The 16,398-nt window shown below is 56.3% G+C and carries 19 protein-coding genes; 10 read left to right on the top strand and 9 right to left on the bottom strand.

Features of this window, described 5'->3' with window-relative positions:
- Positions 1 to 28: 28 nt before the first annotated feature.
- Positions 29 to 1,102, bottom strand: coding sequence for an alkene reductase (locus tag KP702_RS08790; protein WP_215768794.1), 1,074 nt, complete (start codon positions 1,100 to 1,102; stop codon positions 29 to 31).
- A 95-nt stretch (positions 1,103 to 1,197) separates the two neighbouring features.
- Between KP702_RS08790 and KP702_RS08785 the strand changes: the two genes are divergently transcribed.
- Positions 1,198 to 1,530 carry a helix-turn-helix transcriptional regulator gene (locus tag KP702_RS08785; protein WP_046900860.1) on the top strand — a complete coding sequence of 111 codons (333 nt, stop codon included), beginning with the start codon at positions 1,198 to 1,200 and terminating at the stop codon, positions 1,528 to 1,530.
- On the opposite strand, the gene KP702_RS08780 is transcribed toward KP702_RS08785, so the two are convergent.
- Positions 1,503 to 1,979: a TspO/MBR family protein gene (locus tag KP702_RS08780; protein ID WP_215750572.1), complete on the bottom strand. Its 477-nt coding sequence runs from the start codon at positions 1,977 to 1,979 to the stop codon at positions 1,503 to 1,505. The genes KP702_RS08785 and KP702_RS08780 overlap by 28 nt on opposite strands.
- A gap of 68 nt (positions 1,980 to 2,047) precedes the next feature.
- Complete coding sequence (locus tag KP702_RS08775) at positions 2,048 to 2,416, bottom strand: DUF6476 family protein (protein WP_215750571.1); 369 nt, start codon at positions 2,414 to 2,416, stop codon at positions 2,048 to 2,050.
- On the opposite strand from KP702_RS08775, the gene KP702_RS08770 reads away from it, so the two are divergent.
- Positions 2,415 to 3,401 (top strand): RluA family pseudouridine synthase, encoded by a 987-nt coding sequence (locus KP702_RS08770; RefSeq protein ID WP_046900858.1) that lies wholly within the window; start codon positions 2,415 to 2,417, stop codon positions 3,399 to 3,401. The genes KP702_RS08775 and KP702_RS08770 overlap by 2 nt on opposite strands.
- Positions 3,402 to 3,625: 224 nt before the next feature.
- Positions 3,626 to 4,519, top strand: coding sequence for an RNA polymerase sigma factor RpoH (gene rpoH / locus KP702_RS08765; protein ID WP_046900857.1), 894 nt, complete (start codon positions 3,626 to 3,628; stop codon positions 4,517 to 4,519).
- A gap of 359 nt (positions 4,520 to 4,878) precedes the next feature.
- Here rpoH and KP702_RS08760 read toward each other — a convergent pair whose 3' ends face one another.
- Positions 4,879 to 5,331 (bottom strand): hypothetical protein, encoded by a 453-nt coding sequence (locus tag KP702_RS08760; protein WP_202208327.1) that lies wholly within the window; start codon positions 5,329 to 5,331, stop codon positions 4,879 to 4,881.
- Positions 5,332 to 5,528: 197 nt separating this feature from the next.
- Here KP702_RS08760 and KP702_RS08755 point away from each other — a divergent pair, with 197 nt between their 5' ends.
- Complete coding sequence (locus KP702_RS08755; protein ID WP_202208329.1) at positions 5,529 to 5,909, top strand: hypothetical protein; 381 nt, start codon at positions 5,529 to 5,531, stop codon at positions 5,907 to 5,909.
- Complete coding sequence (locus KP702_RS08750; RefSeq protein ID WP_202208331.1) at positions 5,906 to 6,094, top strand: helix-turn-helix transcriptional regulator; 189 nt, start codon at positions 5,906 to 5,908, stop codon at positions 6,092 to 6,094. The genes KP702_RS08755 and KP702_RS08750 overlap by 4 nt, the downstream gene beginning before the upstream one ends.
- Positions 6,095 to 6,144: 50 nt before the next feature.
- Here KP702_RS08750 and KP702_RS08745 read toward each other — a convergent pair whose 3' ends face one another.
- Together KP702_RS08745 and gap are read right to left on the bottom strand one after the other, a co-directional pair.
- Entirely contained in the window at positions 6,145 to 7,359 is a 1,215-nt protein-coding gene (locus KP702_RS08745; protein ID WP_046900852.1) for a phosphoglycerate kinase, read from the bottom strand.
- A gap of 3 nt (positions 7,360 to 7,362) precedes the next feature.
- A complete protein-coding gene (gap, locus tag KP702_RS08740; RefSeq protein WP_215768793.1) occupies positions 7,363 to 8,382 on the bottom strand; it encodes a type I glyceraldehyde-3-phosphate dehydrogenase in 1,020 nt (339 codons plus the stop codon).
- A gap of 186 nt (positions 8,383 to 8,568) precedes the next feature.
- Between gap and KP702_RS08735 the strand changes: the two genes are divergently transcribed.
- Together KP702_RS08735 and KP702_RS08730 are read left to right on the top strand one after the other, a co-directional pair.
- Positions 8,569 to 9,024: a hypothetical protein gene (locus tag KP702_RS08735; protein ID WP_252348631.1), complete on the top strand. Its 456-nt coding sequence runs from the start codon at positions 8,569 to 8,571 to the stop codon at positions 9,022 to 9,024.
- A gap of 25 nt (positions 9,025 to 9,049) precedes the next feature.
- Positions 9,050 to 10,492, top strand: a complete 1,443-nt coding sequence (locus KP702_RS08730) for a glycosyltransferase family 2 protein (protein WP_202208335.1) — start codon at positions 9,050 to 9,052, stop codon at positions 10,490 to 10,492.
- A gap of 3 nt (positions 10,493 to 10,495) precedes the next feature.
- Here KP702_RS08730 and KP702_RS08725 read toward each other — a convergent pair whose 3' ends face one another.
- Positions 10,496 to 11,533, bottom strand: coding sequence for an exodeoxyribonuclease VII large subunit (locus tag KP702_RS08725; protein WP_202208336.1), 1,038 nt, complete (start codon positions 11,531 to 11,533; stop codon positions 10,496 to 10,498).
- 93 nt (positions 11,534 to 11,626) lie between these two features.
- On the opposite strand from KP702_RS08725, the gene KP702_RS08720 reads away from it, so the two are divergent.
- A complete protein-coding gene (locus tag KP702_RS08720; RefSeq protein ID WP_202208337.1) occupies positions 11,627 to 12,025 on the top strand; it encodes a DUF4186 domain-containing protein in 399 nt (132 codons plus the stop codon).
- On the opposite strand, the gene KP702_RS08715 is transcribed toward KP702_RS08720, so the two are convergent.
- Both KP702_RS08715 and KP702_RS08710 read right to left on the bottom strand, forming a co-directional pair.
- Entirely contained in the window at positions 12,007 to 13,320 is a 1,314-nt protein-coding gene (locus KP702_RS08715; RefSeq protein ID WP_202208338.1) for an amino acid permease, read from the bottom strand. The two genes, KP702_RS08720 and KP702_RS08715, sit on opposite strands and share 19 nt — an antisense overlap.
- 25 nt (positions 13,321 to 13,345) lie before the next feature.
- The gene (locus tag KP702_RS08710) at positions 13,346 to 13,807 is read right to left on the bottom strand and encodes an Lrp/AsnC family transcriptional regulator (RefSeq protein WP_046900845.1); all 462 of its coding nucleotides are present in this window, start codon (positions 13,805 to 13,807) and stop codon (positions 13,346 to 13,348) included.
- A gap of 112 nt (positions 13,808 to 13,919) precedes the next feature.
- Here KP702_RS08710 and KP702_RS08705 point away from each other — a divergent pair, with 112 nt between their 5' ends.
- Positions 13,920 to 15,395: an aminotransferase class V-fold PLP-dependent enzyme gene (locus tag KP702_RS08705; protein WP_202208339.1), complete on the top strand. Its 1,476-nt coding sequence runs from the start codon at positions 13,920 to 13,922 to the stop codon at positions 15,393 to 15,395.
- Between the two features lie 83 nt (positions 15,396 to 15,478).
- On the top strand, positions 15,479 to 16,378 hold the full coding sequence (locus KP702_RS08700; RefSeq protein ID WP_202208340.1) for a delta(1)-pyrroline-2-carboxylate reductase family protein: 900 nt from the start codon (positions 15,479 to 15,481) through the stop codon (positions 16,376 to 16,378).
- Positions 16,379 to 16,398: the final 20 nt, after the last annotated feature.

Raw genomic sequence — 16,398 nt, 5'->3', positions numbered from 1 at the left:
GGACGACATCTCGCCCCGGTATTTAGCCTCAGCTAGCGAAAGCGTAGTCCGTATATCCGTGCTCCCCACGGCTATACCATGTGGCCATATCATCTGCCTGAAGCGGCAAGCCTTTAGCGAAACGCGTCGGTAGATCCGGATTTGAAATAAATTTACGCCCAAAGGCTATTGCATCAGCCCGGCCTTGGCGGACAGCCTCCTGAGCGGCTTCGAATGTATAATCCTGATTCAACACCAGCGGACGGCGAAATACCTTCCGGATCTGCGGTGAAACCGGTGGCTGATCCGTTTTGCCAAACGTGCCATCCGGTCCAGGTTCACGCAATTCAAGCCACGCTACGCCCAGACGCTCCAGTTCAGCGGCCGCAGGTACGAAAACGGTTCCCGGTGCGGAATCAAGGCATCCCTGTGTGTCACCATTCGGAGAAAGCCTGACGCCAGTTCTCTCTCCACCAATGGTCGAGATGATCCGCTCAGTGACCTGCGAGAGAAGCCGGATTCTGTTCTCGGGCGATCCGCCATACTCATCTGTCCGATGATTGGTGCCGTCCTTCAGGAATTCGTCAATCAGATAGCCATTGGCTGCGTGAAGCTGAATGCCATCAAAGCCTGCCTTGATGGCATTTTGAGAGGCGCGTTCATAATCCGCCAGAATACGGGGAATTTCATCCAGTCTCAGCGCGCGCGCCTCTTCATAAGGCAGCTTGCCATCATAGGTATGAGACTGACCGGGTGCCGTAGTGGCTGACGGTGCAACCGGCTGCAAACCTGTGACGGAGGAGTGAACCATCCGGCCCATATGCCAGAGCTGACAGACAATGCGGCCGCCTTTGTCATGCACAGCCTTTGTGATGGGCTTCCATGCCTCAACCTGTTCGTCAGACCAGATGCCCGGCGCATAGGGCCAGCCCAGACCTTCGCGAGAGATCCCTGTTGCCTCAGAGATGATGAGACCGGCTTCCGCCCGTTGCGCGTAATACTTTGCCATGATCGGTGTTGGAACAGCGTCCCGGCCCGCACGTGCTCTTGTGAGGGGAGACATGAAAATGCGGTTTTTTGCCGAAAATCCACCAAGTTCAATGGGATCAAAAAGATCGGGCATGAAAGGGTACTCCCTGATCGAAACTTCTATAGTTCGATAACGATCGAACTATAGAAGTGTTGCGTCAATTCTTCAAGGAAGGGATAAGACGCCGTATGCCGTGCCATGACTCGCCCGATCTGAAAAAGCTCGATCTGATTACGGTCCTCAGGGCTCTGGCTGATCCCGTGCGTCTGGACATTGTTCAGCGTCTATATGTTCTGGGCGAGGCGAATTGTGCCGCCCTGATCGGGGCGCGCCCGAAGTCCAGCATGTCCCATCATTTTCAGGTTTTGAGAGAAAGCGGGGTTCTGCACACCCGAATTGAAGGCGTGCAGCACCATAACTCCCTTCGCCTTCAGGAACTTGAAGAACGCTTTCCCGGGCTGATGCAATCAATCCTCGGTGGGGCAGACGCCACTCAGTTGCGGCGCCAGACTTCTTCCTGAACAAACACCGCAAACGTCAGCCACACGAAAAACGGGATCTGTAGCTTAGCTGCGGCCGGATCAGCTTTTTTTGCCGTCCAGATCGACGCGCCTGACGTTACGACCAGACCAATGCAGATCGCCAATCCTGCATCCAGACGCCGCTTCCGGAAAACTGCAAACGGAAAGCCAGCTACACCAGCAACACAGACAGCCCAGAGCCACAGCGCTGCGGTCCGCGCGCAGGAGCGTTCAGCCCGCAGAAGACGATAGCCGGACCATGCCAGAAGGCCGTCCAGAAGGGTCCAGACCACGGCATACACAGGCGCTGGCGGCGAAAATTCTGGCTTGTTCAGATGGTGATACCAGCGCCGGGTTGAGCCATCTTCGGCCGGGCTGATCTCCCGGCCGAGATATTGAGCCCCGAAAACTGTTCCCGCAGCCAGAGCGGCGTCAATAATGCGTCCCATGATGTCTGTCCTGATATGATCTTATCAGTAACAACGCATCAGGAACTGGAATGTTCAGGCGAGAGACCTTACGGGGCGCTTGGAGGCACTCCAAAATCGAGTTCTGCCATGACGCGACCTGCCTCAGGGCTCCACAAGAGAACGCGTTCAGCGCCCGGGCGCCCTAATGTTACAGCCATCATGCCGTCCGGTCGTGCAGTTACAGCCGTAATGTGTTCTCCGTCTCCCAAGGGCAACGCAAGGCGCGTCGGAGACCCGGATGGCGGCGCGGAAACACTGACATCATGATGCGGATGCATAACGCGATGGGCGATCACACCAATCATGACCGCCACGCCGGCGACAATCATAACCCCCATGATAATGACGGCGCCGAGCAACGCTTTCGGTGTCCCTGACTCGCTGCCCGCTTGATCCTCAGCTAAACCCTGATTCATGTCAGATCCTGAAACCCCGTTCCGTCTTGTTGTTGATGCCAGCCTGGCCGGCCAACGCGTTGATCGCGCCCTTGCTGACGCCATCGGCACGATTTCCCGCTCCCGGGTCAAGACCCTGATCGAAGAGGGTCATCTGACCCGCAACGGCCAGATCGTCAATGAGCCCGCCGATACACTCCGCGACGGGATGGAGCTTGTGCTTTCGTTCCCTACCCCACTTCCGGCTCGTCCCTTGGCGGAAAATCTGCCCCTGACGATCTTATATGAAGACCGGGACTTGATCGTTCTGGATAAGCAGGCCGGGCTCGTGACGCATCCTGCGCCCGGCAACGAAACCGGCACTCTAGTCAATGCCCTTCTCGGACATTGCGGCGAAGGGTTTGAAGGCATTGGCGGCGAGAAACGCCCCGGAATCGTACATCGCCTCGATAAGGACACATCAGGCCTGATGGTGGTGGCCAAGAATGCCATGGCTCATAACGCCCTGTCTGAAGCGTTCGCTGCGCGCGACATAGATCGTGCCTACATGGCCCTTGCCTGGGGTCTACTGCCCTCATCCGGCGAATTTGACGGTGCCATCGGGCGGGACAAGAAGGACCGCAAGCGCATGGCGGTCGTTCAGTCAGGCGGAAAAACCGCTCTCACGCGCTTCAAACTTCTGGAGCCGATCCATGCAAGCGTCTCTTTGATCGAATGCAAACTGGCCACTGGGCGAACCCACCAGATTCGTGTTCATCTCTCACAGGCAGGACACCCTCTGCTCGGAGACCCCGTGTATCTGCGTCGTATTCCGGCCGCAGCCCGCGGTTTACCTCAGGATGCGAAAGAAGCGGCCCTCGATTTCCCACGTCAGGCTCTCCATGCTGCCCGACTCGGCTTCATTCATCCTCGAACAAAAAAGCCACTTTCTTTCGAAACTGCGCCTCCTGAAGACTTCCAGACCTTGAAAATGCGCCTGACAGGCTCAACCTCTGAAAGTTCTTGACCTTTTCGGTTCCACCTGTCATAAACTTATTTATCCGACGAGCTGACGCGCCGCCGGAACGGATCGTACCACCGTGCACTGCCCAATCTGGGGGTAAGCGGCTGGGGACGTGATAGTCCTTCCCAATGCGTCACCTGGGTGTGAGGAACTTTGCCTCTGCCAGTTCGTATGAGTCTACTCCTCATCGAGCCAGGCACACCCCCGGGCGAAAGGAATCGAAGACCATGGCATCTCCAGCTGTCATCTCCGTGGGTCCTGAAAACAACCTGACCCGTTATCTCCAGGAAATCCGCAAATTCCCCCTTCTGACGCCGCAGGAAGAGCTCGATCTCTCCCGTGCCTGGCGCAAGAATGAAGACACCAGTGCGGCACACCGTCTGGTGACGTCTCACCTTCGTCTCGTGGCCAAGATTGCCATGGGCTATCGCGGCTATGGCCTCCCGGTGAATGAACTCATCAGTGAGGGCAACATCGGTATGATGCAGGCTGTCCGCCGCTTCGACCCGGAGCGTGGCTTCCGCCTTGCAACCTATGCCATGTGGTGGATCCGTGCCGCCATGCAGGAGTATATCCTGCACAGCTGGTCACTGGTTAAAATCGGTACGACAGCTTCGCAGAAAAAGCTGTTCTTCAATCTCCGTCGCCTGAAAGGGCAAATGCAGGCGATTGATGATGGTGATTTGAAGCCCGAGCAGGTGAATTCCATTGCCACCACGCTCGGCGTTCCGGAACAGGACGTGGTATCCATGAACCAGCGTCTTGCCGCCCCGGACCATAGCCTGAATGCGCCCCTGCGCATCGATGGCGAAGGCGAGTGGCAGGACTGGCTAGTGGACGACAACGAAAACCAGGAGCAGACTTACGCGGCTTCAGAAGAATTCAGCGGTCGTAAAGCTCTTCTCGATCAGGCCATGATGACCCTGAATGAGCGCGAACGCCACATTCTGGCAGAGCGTCGCCTCAAGGAAGAGCCATCTACGCTGGAAGATCTTTCTCACCACTACAACGTGTCACGTGAACGGATCCGTCAGATTGAAGCACGCGCCATGGAGAAGCTTCAGAAGGCTATGTCGGCCGAAGTTGAACTTCGTCGTCGCGAGAATGGCCTCCAGGCCTGATAAGAAAAGCTTTTTAGAGAGAGGGCTGCCAGCAGAAGTGTTGGCAGCCCTTTTTATATGACGAAGCCCAATCCTCTCCCGAGGAGGGCAGACCTGGATGGCTTACGCCTTTCTATGTCCCGCCTCGGAAGGCACAACAGGCCTTCGCAAGCATCGTCTACCAAAACAAAGACTGCCAATTTTTCGAACTATGTTGAACGCTGCCTAAAAAGCGTCAGGCTGCATCTTCATTGGTCAAAAGCTCACACCCATTTCCATGTGTATATTGAAGCTCCTGAGGCTGCCATTCATATCCTACGAGAAGCCCTTGCCTGAGCCACTCAATTTATATGCATCGCCCTAATTGACCGAACAGGGGCTTATTGGGAGAGAGGCACGGCCAAAGCTAGCCCGCCCGCCATTGCGCCGCCGCCTTTACGATGCTGATCAGGGTGATTTTCCGCAGCGGCATCGTTGACTTCGCCGACTTTGTTGGAAAAGAAATCGGGCTTCACATAGGCATCGGACTGCGCTGAATCCTGAGGACCTTCAATATTCTCATCAGGGACTGGTGCCGCGCCGAAACCTGAAGTCATTTGTTGCGCGATAACGTCCGCCCGGTGGTGTTCCAAACCGCGCATCAGCGCCGCTCCTTGCCGCGGGTCAGCCGATGCGTCCTGAGACAGAGAAGCATTAAAAGGATGCGTAAACGCTGAGAACGGCTTTTTCGTCGCCGAAGCTGGCTGCACAGTTTCTGCAGCGAACGCACTGCATGTTCCTACTGCCAGAGCGAACAGTGGAAAAGACTTCATCAGCATAGGCAGAAGGCGCATCAGGCGGATTCCAGCACGACGGGGAGCTGAAAACAGTGTGCTGGGTCAAAGCCTCCAATTACAATTGAAAAAATTAGAAAGTTTCGTGACGTCACAAAACGTGATCCGAGCAGGTATCTGAAATGAATATTTTGTAAAGCTTACTTGACATTCGAGCCTAAAAAGTAAAGCTTGCTTTACATCAGGAGGGCTCAGACATGTTGTATGGTCGTCAATATCTCATCGAACTCGGTAGCGCGCTCGCGCTGTATCTTGTGCTGCTGTTCGGAGCCAATTATCTGCAACAGGCACTCCACCCTGCACCTTTAACAAGAATAATACTGGCACTCACGCCCATGGTGGGAGCGGTGACAGCCGCATGGGTCATCATGCGTGCAATCTGGCGAATGGATGAATTACAACGTCGGATTCAGTTGGATGCCATTGCAATGTCATTTTTGGGAACCGCTCTACTGACCTTCGGCTGGGGCTTTGCCGAAAGTGCCGGGTTACCAAAGCTCAGAGCTTTTGCAGTCTGGCCGATCATGGGAACCCTCTGGTGGATCGGGGGCCTTGTCGCCCAAAGGCGCTATCGATGAACAACTGCCTCAAGGAACTTCGGGCAGAACGAAGCTGGAGCCAGGCCGATCTGGCCGCAGCGCTGGCGGTATCAAGACAAACAGTCAATGCCATTGAAAAAGGGCGTTACGACCCGAGCCTGCCATTGGCATTCACGATTTCACAGCTTTTCGGCCGTAGCATTGAGGAAATCTTTTTTCCGTAAATGCGGCTACAAAAAAAGCGGGGAGATTGCTCTCCCCGCTTTTTTAGAACTCAGTCCAGACCAAGCTGGTGTCCGGTTGTGCGAAGCACCTCGATGCCTGGAAGGATTTTCCCTTCCAGCCACTCCAGGAACGCACCACCCGCCGTGGAAACGTAGCTCATCTGTCCAGCAACACCGGCGTGACGCAGCGCAGAAACAGTGTCTCCACCGCCTGCCACAGTACGAAGCTTGCCTTCCTGCGTCAGGCGAGCAGCTTCCTGTGCAACCTCAACCGTTGCACGATCAAACGGCTCGATCTCAAACGCCCCGAGTGGGCCGTTCCAGACAAGCGTTTTCAACGTAGCCAGACGCTCGTTGATCAGCGCAACAGTGCGCGGACCAGCATCAAGGATCATGGCGTCGGCAGGCACTTCGCCAATCAGGCAGGTTTCGGTTTCTGCACCGGCCTTGAATTCGCGCGCCACAACGGCATCCACTGGCAGAATGATTTCACAGCCCTTTTCCTGCGCCAGATGCGCAATCTTGCGAGCTGTTTCGTGCATGTCCGCTTCCTGAAGGGACTTGCCGACATTCATGCCTTCTGCCGCCAGGAACGTGTTGGCCATGGCCCCCGTGATGAACAGTGTGTCCACCTTAGCGATAACATTGCCAATCAGATCCAGCTTCGTGGAGATCTTGGAGCCACCGATGATGGCACCAACCGGACGTTCCGGGTTTTCCAGCGCAGCCGACAAAGCCGATAGCTCGGCCTGCATCAACCGCCCGGCGAAAGACGGAAGATCATGCGCCACACCTTCGGTAGAGGCATGGGCGCGATGCGCTGCCGAGAAGGCATCATTGACGAAAATATCGCCATTCTGCGCAATCGCCTTGGCGAATTCTGGATCGTTGGCTTCTTCACCCGCATGAAAGCGCGTGTTTTCCAGAACCAGCACTTCCCCATCATTGAGAGCCGCAACAGCAGCTTCAACAGTCGGACCTACGCATTCCGGAACGAAACCAACCGGCTTGCCCAGAACTTCCCCAAGCTTTTCAGCAATCGGACGCAGGGACATGCCAGGAACGACCTTGCCCTTCGGGCGGTCGAAATGGCTGAGGACCACAACGCGCGCGCCCTTACCGGCAAGCTCATTGATGGTCGGGGCAACGCGCTCGATGCGCGTGGCGTCAGTGATGACGCCGTCATGCATCGGCACGTTCAGATCAGCCCGGACGAGCACGCGCTTGCCGCGTGCCTCCAGGGTGTCGAGCGTGCGGAAAACCATGGGTCAGAGGCTCCCGAAAGCAGCAGCCGTGTCGGCCATGCGGTTGGAGAAACCCCACTCATTGTCATACCAGGCGCAGATGCGAACGAGCTGGCCGCCATCGACCAGAGCCGTCTGTGTTGCATCGAACGTGGAAGACGCAGGAGAGTGGTTGAAATCCGTGCTGACCAGCGGTGCCGTGTTGTAGTCCAGAACGCCCTTGAGCTTGCCTTCGGACGCTGCACGGATCGCTTCGTTCACGGCTTCAGCGGAAGCAGGAGCGGTCTTCGGCACGAAGTCGAGAGAGACAAGAGAGACGTTCGGCGTCGGAACGCGGATCGCCGTGCCGTCCAGCTTGCCCTTCAGATGCGGCAGAACCAGACCAACAGCCTTCGCAGCGCCCGTGGACGTCGGGATCATGTTCAGGGCCGCAGCGCGGGCACGACGGGGATCCTTGTGCAGGGTGTCCACCGTGCGCTGGTCACCGGTGTAGGAGTGAATCGTGACCATGTAGCCGCGCTCGATACCAAACGCTTCGTCCAGAACGTAAGCGACAGGGGCAAGGCAGTTCGTGGTGCAGGATGCGTTGGAAATGACCTTCATGTCCGGCGTCAGAACGTCGTCGTTCACACCGAAAACAATGGTGGCATCCACATCCGTTGCAGGAGCGGAGACGATGACGCGCTTTGCACCAGCTTCCAGCAGGGCAGCAGCCTTTTCACGCGTGGTGAAGAGGCCCGTACATTCCATGGCAACATCAATGCCTTCGAATGGAACCTTGGACGGATCACGCTCGGCAGAAACGGTAATCGGACCATAGGTGCGGCCGTTTGCTTCAATGATGAGCGTATTGCCTTCAGCACGGACTTTGCCTGGCAGACGGCCATGGACGCTGTCATAAACCAGAAGGTGTGCGTTTGCTTCGACCGAGCCAAGATCGTTGATAGCTACGACCTCAACGTCCGTACGACCGCTCTCAATGATGCCGCGCAGAACGAGACGTCCGATACGTCCGAAACCGTTGATTGCGATTTTTACCGCCATGCCTGCCTACTCCGCTATTCTGACGAAAGGGCTTCTTCCATAGCACCGCCACAGCGAAGCAACAGGGGGTTGGCATAGTTTTTCATGAACTTGATGCTCTTAATCTTGCCGAAACCCTCCGTTCCTGCGACGGTCCCGCGCAATATGGCTGCATTTGTCCGACATTTTCGTTCGCCCCGAGGCATCATGGCTCCACGCGCCCTTTCTCTGGCAGGCTGCATCCTGCTGGCTACGCCCCTGCTTGCCGGGTGCAAACTGGTTGATCAGCGCACGTTCAACCCGCAGGCTGGCAAACCGCCCCAGCCATATATCCCGCCACCGCCCCCCGCCCCGAAAGCGAAACCGCCATTCCTGCAGATCGAGGGCGGGACTCCGGAATCCGAGTACGGACCTGTTGTGGATCAGGCTGTTAAGTCAGCGTTGGCCCGCAAGGAAAACGTCCTGTTCATCGTCAGGCTTCTGGTTCCGCTCCAGTCTGATCCGGCAGCGCAGGCCAAGGCCATGACGGAGGCTACACAAACGGATCTGGAACCAGTCGCCCACAGAATCAGCACGGCGGGCGCCCAGCCTATCCAGATCGAGATGCATGCTCTCACCGATCCATCGGTCCAGCATCCGCTGATCCGTGTGGACGTACGCTGACCAGCCACCACGGAAACATACCATTATGCCAAGTGCAGCCTGCGCCGTTCTGACCCATAATGCCGCTCCTCTCCTGAAGGAGTGGCTGCTATGGCATCTGGCACTTGGGTTCGAGCGCATTCTCGTGCTCGATGCGGGCTCCACAGACAATACGCAGGCCATCGCCCTCACCGCAGAACATATCGGCCCGGTTGAATTTCATGAATTCGCCAGAACGGATGACCTCTCCCCTCATGAGCTTCGTCAGGTTCTGACAGCCGAAGCCGTTCGTCTGGTAGGGCGGGAACAGGATTGGCTGCTGGTTCTGGACGTTGATGAATTCCTCGATCCGGACACAACGCTGGACAATCTCCTTGTGACGGCAGGAGATGCTGATGCCATTGCCATTAACTGGTGCGTTTACGGCAAACCTCTCGAGCCAGTCCCGGCCGGATCTGTGATTCAGGCATCTTCCTACCGCAGTGCTTCCACCTTCCCTGACAATGGAATGGCCCGGCTATTTGCACAGACAGAAAATCTCCCGGTCCTGATGGACGTTCTGTCTCCGGATTTCTCTCCCCAACGCATTGTCCGCCCAGATGGCACACCAGTCGATCAGGCTGGCCCAGGTCTCCCCGTCTCGTGGGAAGGAGCGCGCATTCTTCATTATGTCTGGGCGGGAGACCCGGACATGCCCCCTCACCTTGCCGAACATTATTTCTGCCGGGATGAGGAAGATCTCTCTCCGAGACGGAGACTGCCTGATGTGTCCGTAATCCGGCATGACTTTATGGATGCACAAGCCTATCGAGGGCTGGCAGACCTTCTGGATCGGCTGCACCAAGATCCTTCCATGGCCTTACCCGCGCTTCCGGATGCAGGAAGTTCCATGCCGGACCATGGCCAGCACGAGCGATTTTCTTTTCATCGTGTCCTGCCATCCGCAAGAGAACGTCTTCTTCTGACACCTCAGACGGCTCCTCTGCCAACACGCACACGGACTGGTTTTATTCGGGACGGAGCAGGCAATTTTCTGCTCGTCGGTGAAGATGGATTTCCCGGCTTATCAAACGATCAGAACATACAAACGACGGAAAAACTGGCCGCCATCTATCAAGACAGCCATCCTGAAATCCTCATGCTCGCGTCTTTAAACGGACATCCTGTTCAACTGGCGAACCAGTCTCTTCTCCGCCCCGTCCTGAAAATACGTTGGATTGACGCCAACACATTTGTTTTCGAGGACGAGAGCAGCCTTGCCGACACGTTGTTTCACTTCGTGGTCGCCGACGAGAAGATTTCTCTGGATCTCCCGCCCCTTCCAGCCACCGATACACCGGAAGGCCTTTCTTTCAATGGGTTCTGTGCCTGGTTTATTCGCCATCCCAAGTGCGCACTGCGAGATGTAGCACGCGTCATCGCTCTGCTCTCTGAAAAGGGGCGGAGCGATCTGGAAAACGTTGCACCAGAATTACAAACGTTCCTCTGATTTTTAGAGGATACGGGCCAGAACCAGACCGGCCAATAGGCCCAGAGCCAGCAGAATCAGGCCGTTCCGCAAGCGAACTCCCAATGGTGCCCCAACCGGAATAGCGGCCATGGACGTTGCACTCTCCCGGAGTGCCACAATTTCTTCCTGCTGCGCACGCTCCTCCTCCTGCCGCTGCCACACACGACCGCTCATCTTGCGAATATAGTGCCCCGCATCCGCAGGCGTCGTTGCAGAATGATCCACCAGCCGTTCCGCCAGTGTCCGATTAGCAGTATGTCCGACGCCCAGAACACGGTGCGCCACACAGTTGGAGAGCGCTTCCAACACGAGCGGATGCTCGAACACCGCGAAATCAGAAGCATCTCCACCGCCACGGATCAGGACAATAATGTCTTCCCGACACGTACCGATGGCATCGGCAATGCGGTGTGGATCCGTCATGGCCACGGGGAGTGCTCGAATACGCTCCGGACGCCACCCGCCCCCCAGTGCCTGAAGAAAATCTTCCGAAACCAGCGCATTGGAAGATGCAGAATGAATCAGAAGCAGTCTGGCGTCCCGGCGCTCGGGATAGGGCTGAAACTGCCAGTTCAACCCTCTCAGAACATCCAGCAGGGATCGCTCTGCCCGATCCACTTTCTGGCGACCAGGGTCATGCGGCTCAACGGTAAGCACTTCAAACCGCAGGGCAACCTGCCCGCGCAGATGACGAGCGCGCAGAAAACCTGTCACTCGCACATGATCTCCAGCGCGCACATCTGCCGCTGCGAGAACCAGTTTGGTTGCTTCCAGAGAGATGGACGTTCCAAGCTGCGGGTCGATCAGAGGAAGCTGATAATATTTCTTGTACGCATTAGGCGCGACATCGCCCAGTTGCCCCTCTACCGCGAGAGGAAAACTCCATTCTTCAAACCGTCCGCAGATCTCATCCAGCCGGGCCATGAACAGATCCTGAACCTGAAGCGGCGACAGGACTGGCATGGCAGCCATATCATTGGCTGAAGAATCAGTTCGGGTGCGTCTCGGAAAAGCGTCCATGCCGCACCATATGGAGTAAGAACAGATGTTCTCACAGAGGGTGCAGCAGCCCTCACAGCATTTTTTTATGTATTTTCAGAAGGTTGGTCCGTCTTGACCGGTTCTGCTCCTCAGGATCTTCTCCTCCGACTTCAAAAGTCCAGTTTTCGGGCACGGTTTCATCTGGATGAACAGGCACGCCTTTATCTGGAAAATCGTGGGCTGGATGCTGTCATGGAACATGGCACAGCCTTCATCCGGGATCGTCTGGCACCTGCATGGCCGGCGCAGGACGGAAAGCAGACGCCGATGCGAGGGCATCCGGTCTTCATCGCACAGCATGCAACGGGCTCATGCTGCCGGGGATGTCTGGCGAAGTGGCATGGAATTCCCGCAGGGAAGCCTCTGTCTCGTAACGATCAAGACGCCATTCTAGCTGTCCTGCGCGCATGGATCCTGAAAGATATGGGGACGGATGTTCCCCACAAACCTGCTCAGGGCGTGCTGTTTTGAATCTTTTTCCCTCGTGGCAGAAAACGCTCTGCCAACAGGATGACAACAATCGCAAAAGCGCCCATTTCGATTTGTGAACGGGTCTCAGCCTGAATCATCATGGCAATGATCGCCAGACCAATCAGCGCAAGCGCCACATAGGCCCCAAATGCTTTCTGAGGCATCAGCTTCAACCGTCCCAGAACCAGCAGGGCGTTGTTGAAAAGCATGAACCCGCCTGTGAGGCTGACAAGAACAGCAAAAATAACGCCCGGCGACAGAACAGCTGTCACCGCCACAAGAATGGCACTTCCGACACTGGCGAGAAGCGCGCGACGGGGAAGCTGCGTTTTAGGCTCAACCGCCAGAAAGACTGCAGGAGCATCTCCCTGTTCAGCCAGTTCGAACAGAATGCGCGAGGTGACGTAAATCCCGGAGTTCAGGCTGGAAAGCGCCGCTACGAGAATGACAATGCCCATTGCCAACCCGGCGAAAGGCACATGAAACCGGTTCAGAACCAACAAAAATGGTGACTGTCCAGGTACGATGTCACTCCAGGGCACAAGGCACAGAATCATCGAGATGGTAACAAGGTAAAAGCCACCAATGCGAAGAGGAATGGTCCGTGTTGCGCGGGCAATGTTCACTTCCGTGTTGTCGGACTCAACTGCGGCCACCGTCGCAATTTCACTCCCACCCATCGAGAAAAGCACTGTTGGAATAACGGCGAGAAGCGCCATTAAGCCGTGAGGCATAATACCGCCATGCGCAAACAGGTTTTCCTGCACGGGGATGGAATGCGCCCCGAACGCCCAGATACCAATTCCGATGAAAAGCACGATGGCAGCCACTTTGATGGCTGAAAACCAGTACTCGAACTCACCGTACCCTTTGACAGACAACAGATTGATGGCGGTCATCACGCCCAGAATAAGGAGTTCCAGAACGGCATAGGGAACCGGGATATAGGGCGCGAGCATGGATGTTACGGCGATGGCTTCAACGCCAATGACCGTCACCCAGGTCAGCCAGTAGGTCCAGCCTGCGACAAAACCGAAGCGATCCCCAAGAGCATGGCGGATCTGTCCGAGAAAGGACGCACGCCCTGGTGTCTGTGAAGCAAGGTCTCGCATCATGCCGTTTACAAGCCAGACCAGAAGTCCCGCCAGAACGTATGACACGATGACGGCTGGTCCACCCATCGACAGGGCAGCCGAGCAGCCGATGAAAAACCCAGCACCAATCACCCCGCCCAAGGCAATCATGACAACATGTCTCGTCCGGAGACTTTGGGCGAGCTGATCTGTCTGGGTCATGAAGTGTCCTTGTCCGTGGTCTGTGTCAGACTGGAAGATCCCGGTTATCTGCCAGGGTTTCCATGGTCATGTATGAGGTGATGGCATCCAGCTCGACCTTGCTGATGATCTGCTGATAGACACGGTCGAAATCGTTCATGTCGCATGCCACGACCTTGAGAAGATAATCATACTCACCGGCAATCCGGTAAAAATCAACGATGTTTGGGATCGAAACGACCACTTTGCGGAACGTTTCAAACCATTCGTGTGAATGATGACGTGTCCTCATCAGCACAAAGACCGTCAATGTCAGGCCAAGCGCCTGAGCATTGAGACGGACGGTATCGTGGCTGATGATTCCACTTTCCCGCAGGGCGTTCAGGCGCCTCCAGCAGGCATTCTGGGAAAGGCCAACCTGTTCAGCCAGTTCACGCTGGGACGGCGTCCCCTGCTTCTGGAGAATGCGAAGGATGGCACGGTCCGTTTGATCGATGATTCTGCTCATAATGATGTAAATGACAACAAAAAACCGGTTTTCGTCTACAAGAAAGAGACAGTTTCCTATCCGCCATTGAGATATTTTCCTCTGACGAGATCAGGTAAGAGGACAGGGCATCATGGAAACGATCGGCAGTCTCGACAACAGTGCAACAGCGCTGGAGCAATTTGAGAAAATGCTCCGTGCAGGTGGCCGCGACGCCCTCCGCAAGGGCGTCCTTGGAGACGGCACGAAGTTCATGAGCCCCTTTGGTGTTCAGTCGCTTCTTTATGCAGATTATGTCGCTTCAGGCCGCGCGCTTGTTCAGGTCGAAACATTCGTCATGAACGAAGTTCTTCCCTACTATGCCAACAGCCACACTGAAGCGTCTTTGTGTGGGGCGTACATGACGCGAATGCGGAATGCCGCCCGTGACGCAATTGCTCGGCTTTGCCATGCCCCAAAGGATCGTTTCACGACCATTTTCATGGGCAACGGCGCAACAGCAGGCCTGAACCGTCTCGTACATCTGCTGGAAATCCCTGCCCGCTGTGCTGCTGGAAATCGTCCGATCATTTTCATTGGCCCGTATGAGCATCACTCCAACATCCTCCCCTGGCGGGAAAGTGGCGCCGAGATCATCGAGATCCCGGAAGCCGAGAATGGTGGTCCAGATCTGGCCATTCTTAAACAGGCATTAATCACCTGCGACGAAGGGCGCCTGAAAGTCGGCTCTTTCTCCGCAGCGTCGAACGTCACCGGCATCATGACGGATGTAGATGCCGTAACGGAACTTCTGAAAAAGCACGGGGCTCTGGCGATCTGGGATTATGCGGGTGCCGCTCCGTATCTTCCCATCGACATGAAGCCGGGCACGCCTTTCGAAAAAGATGCCGTGGCAGTGTCCTGTCACAAGTTTATCGGTGGCCCGGCAGCCTCAGGCGTCCTGATCGTCCGCAATGACGTAGTGACGCGGTGCGGCCCGGTTCTTCCAGGCGGAGGAACTGTGCGGTTCGTGTCCCCCTGGAACCATGACTACACCACCAGCCTTGCGGCTCTCGAAGAGAGTGGAACACCAGATGTGGTCGGAGACATCCGCGCGGCACTGGCCTTCATCGTCAAGGACGTCATCGGCCAGACTTTCATGAGCGACCGCAATGCGGAACTTCGCGCCCGCGCCGTTGCCCGTTGGAGCAAAAACCCGAATATCCGCATTCTTGGTCACGCCACAGCTGAAGCCCTGCCCATCTTCTCCTTCCAGGTCCGGGACGAAAGCACAGGTGGCTTCATCCACCAGCAGCTTTTCACGCGCATGCTGTCGGACCGCTACGGCATTCAGGTGCGTGGCGGATGCGCTTGTGCAGGACCGTATGCACATCGCCTGCTCGACATTGACGAAGCGGCCTCAGATGCAATTCGTCAGGCCATTCTATCTGGGCAGGAAATCGAGAAGCCCGGCTGGACGCGCCTGAACTTCAGCGTGCTGATGGATGATGCCAAAGTCGAACGCATTCTCGATGCTGTCGATGAGCTGGCGCTTGATCCTTATTCGGTCGCGGCCGCTTACGAATGCGATATCTCGACAGCCCGGTTCCGTCCAAAAGCTGCTGCTTAACCCAGACAGGGACGCTCTCTCGCCATCCCTTCATCTTCAAGCCAAAACGGGGCATCTTCCAGACAACAGCAGGAAGGTGCTCCATGAAGACTTTGACCGCCGCCGAAACGCGAAAACTGCTCCCCTTTCCCGCTCTCGTAGAAACACTTCGGAAAGCAGGTCAGGACTATCATGCCGGGCAGATCTCCTGTCCTGAACGCATGGTTGTGCCAACGCTTGATCGCTCCGGGACGGTCATGTCCATGGTTGCGTGCGCGCCTGATATTCTCACGACAAAACTTCTGACCCTTTATTCTGGCAACTCCGCACGCAGCCTTCCTGCTATTCAGGGGCAAGTCATGTGCATGGATGCTGTCGATGGACAGTTTCTGTTCGCATTGGACGGCGTTGCTACAACGGAGCGACGAACCGCCGCCATCTCCATGCTGGGGTTGGATTGCTTTCGCCCAGACACTCTGGAAACGGTTCTTCTCATTGGTACAGGCGTACAGGCCAAAGCTCATCTGGAAGCGCTGAATGTGCTTTATCCGGGCCTCACGGTTTACATTCGTGGCCGCTCCCGTGAGAGCGTAGCCGCGCTGACAGGAAGCGACGCATACCCTGCCCTGAGGCTTCGCAACGATGACGAAGCCTGCGACCCGGATGTGGTCGTCACCGTGACCAGCAGCCAAAGTGTTCTGTACGACGCGCCGCCAAAGTCTACGCGACTGATTATTGGTGTGGGGGCTTATCGACCGGAAATGATTGAAATTGGTCCGGCCATCGTCAACGGAAGTACCTGTATTGTGGATGATCCCGTTGGTGCACCGTCAGAGGCGGGAGACATCATTCAGGCAGGGAAAAACTGGGAAGAGGTCCAACCTCTGGCCGCTTACCTATCCGGCAAAGAAAAACCGGAAGGTCCGGTATTTTTCAAGAGTGTCGGCTGTGCTGCGTGGGATCTGGCAGCGTGTTGCCTTGCCCGGCAAACACTGGGCCTCTAGGAGGCGGCACCCCGTCCGAG

The sequence above is a fragment of the Gluconobacter sp. P5B12 genome (assembly GCF_018812035.1).
Taxonomy (GTDB): domain Bacteria; phylum Pseudomonadota; class Alphaproteobacteria; order Acetobacterales; family Acetobacteraceae; genus Gluconobacter.
Note: the sequence above shows the minus strand (reverse complement) of the source record. Positions and strands in the feature narration are given on the sequence as shown.

Excerpts from the sequence above, each read along its gene's own strand:
- KP702_RS08790 (WP_215768794.1), bottom strand. The coding sequence starts at position 1,102 with ATGCCCGATCTTTTTGATCCCATTGAACTTGGTGGATTTTCGGCAAAA.
- KP702_RS08745 (WP_046900852.1), bottom strand. The coding sequence starts at position 7,359 with ATGGTTTTCCGCACGCTCGACACCCTGGAGGCACGCGGCAAGCGCGTG.
- gap (WP_215768793.1), bottom strand. The coding sequence starts at position 8,382 with ATGGCGGTAAAAATCGCAATCAACGGTTTCGGACGTATCGGACGTCTC.
- KP702_RS08780 (WP_215750572.1), bottom strand. The coding sequence starts at position 1,979 with ATGGGACGCATTATTGACGCCGCTCTGGCTGCGGGAACAGTTTTCGGG.
- rpoH (WP_046900857.1), top strand. The coding sequence starts at position 3,626 with ATGGCATCTCCAGCTGTCATCTCCGTGGGTCCTGAAAACAACCTGACC.
- KP702_RS08770 (WP_046900858.1), top strand. The coding sequence starts at position 2,415 with ATGTCAGATCCTGAAACCCCGTTCCGTCTTGTTGTTGATGCCAGCCTG.
- KP702_RS08705 (WP_202208339.1), top strand. The coding sequence starts at position 13,920 with ATGGAAACGATCGGCAGTCTCGACAACAGTGCAACAGCGCTGGAGCAA.
- KP702_RS08715 (WP_202208338.1), bottom strand. The coding sequence starts at position 13,320 with ATGACCCAGACAGATCAGCTCGCCCAAAGTCTCCGGACGAGACATGTT.
- KP702_RS08755 (WP_202208329.1), top strand. The coding sequence starts at position 5,529 with ATGTTGTATGGTCGTCAATATCTCATCGAACTCGGTAGCGCGCTCGCG.
- KP702_RS08735 (WP_252348631.1), top strand. The coding sequence starts at position 8,569 with ATGGCTCCACGCGCCCTTTCTCTGGCAGGCTGCATCCTGCTGGCTACG.
- KP702_RS08730 (WP_202208335.1), top strand. The coding sequence starts at position 9,050 with ATGCCAAGTGCAGCCTGCGCCGTTCTGACCCATAATGCCGCTCCTCTC.
- KP702_RS08700 (WP_202208340.1), top strand. The coding sequence starts at position 15,479 with ATGAAGACTTTGACCGCCGCCGAAACGCGAAAACTGCTCCCCTTTCCC.
- KP702_RS08775 (WP_215750571.1), bottom strand. The coding sequence starts at position 2,416 with ATGAATCAGGGTTTAGCTGAGGATCAAGCGGGCAGCGAGTCAGGGACA.
- KP702_RS08750 (WP_202208331.1), top strand. The coding sequence starts at position 5,906 with ATGAACAACTGCCTCAAGGAACTTCGGGCAGAACGAAGCTGGAGCCAG.
- KP702_RS08760 (WP_202208327.1), bottom strand. The coding sequence starts at position 5,331 with ATGCGCCTTCTGCCTATGCTGATGAAGTCTTTTCCACTGTTCGCTCTG.
- KP702_RS08725 (WP_202208336.1), bottom strand. The coding sequence starts at position 11,533 with ATGGACGCTTTTCCGAGACGCACCCGAACTGATTCTTCAGCCAATGAT.
- KP702_RS08710 (WP_046900845.1), bottom strand. The coding sequence starts at position 13,807 with ATGAGCAGAATCATCGATCAAACGGACCGTGCCATCCTTCGCATTCTC.
- KP702_RS08785 (WP_046900860.1), top strand. The coding sequence starts at position 1,198 with ATGCCGTGCCATGACTCGCCCGATCTGAAAAAGCTCGATCTGATTACG.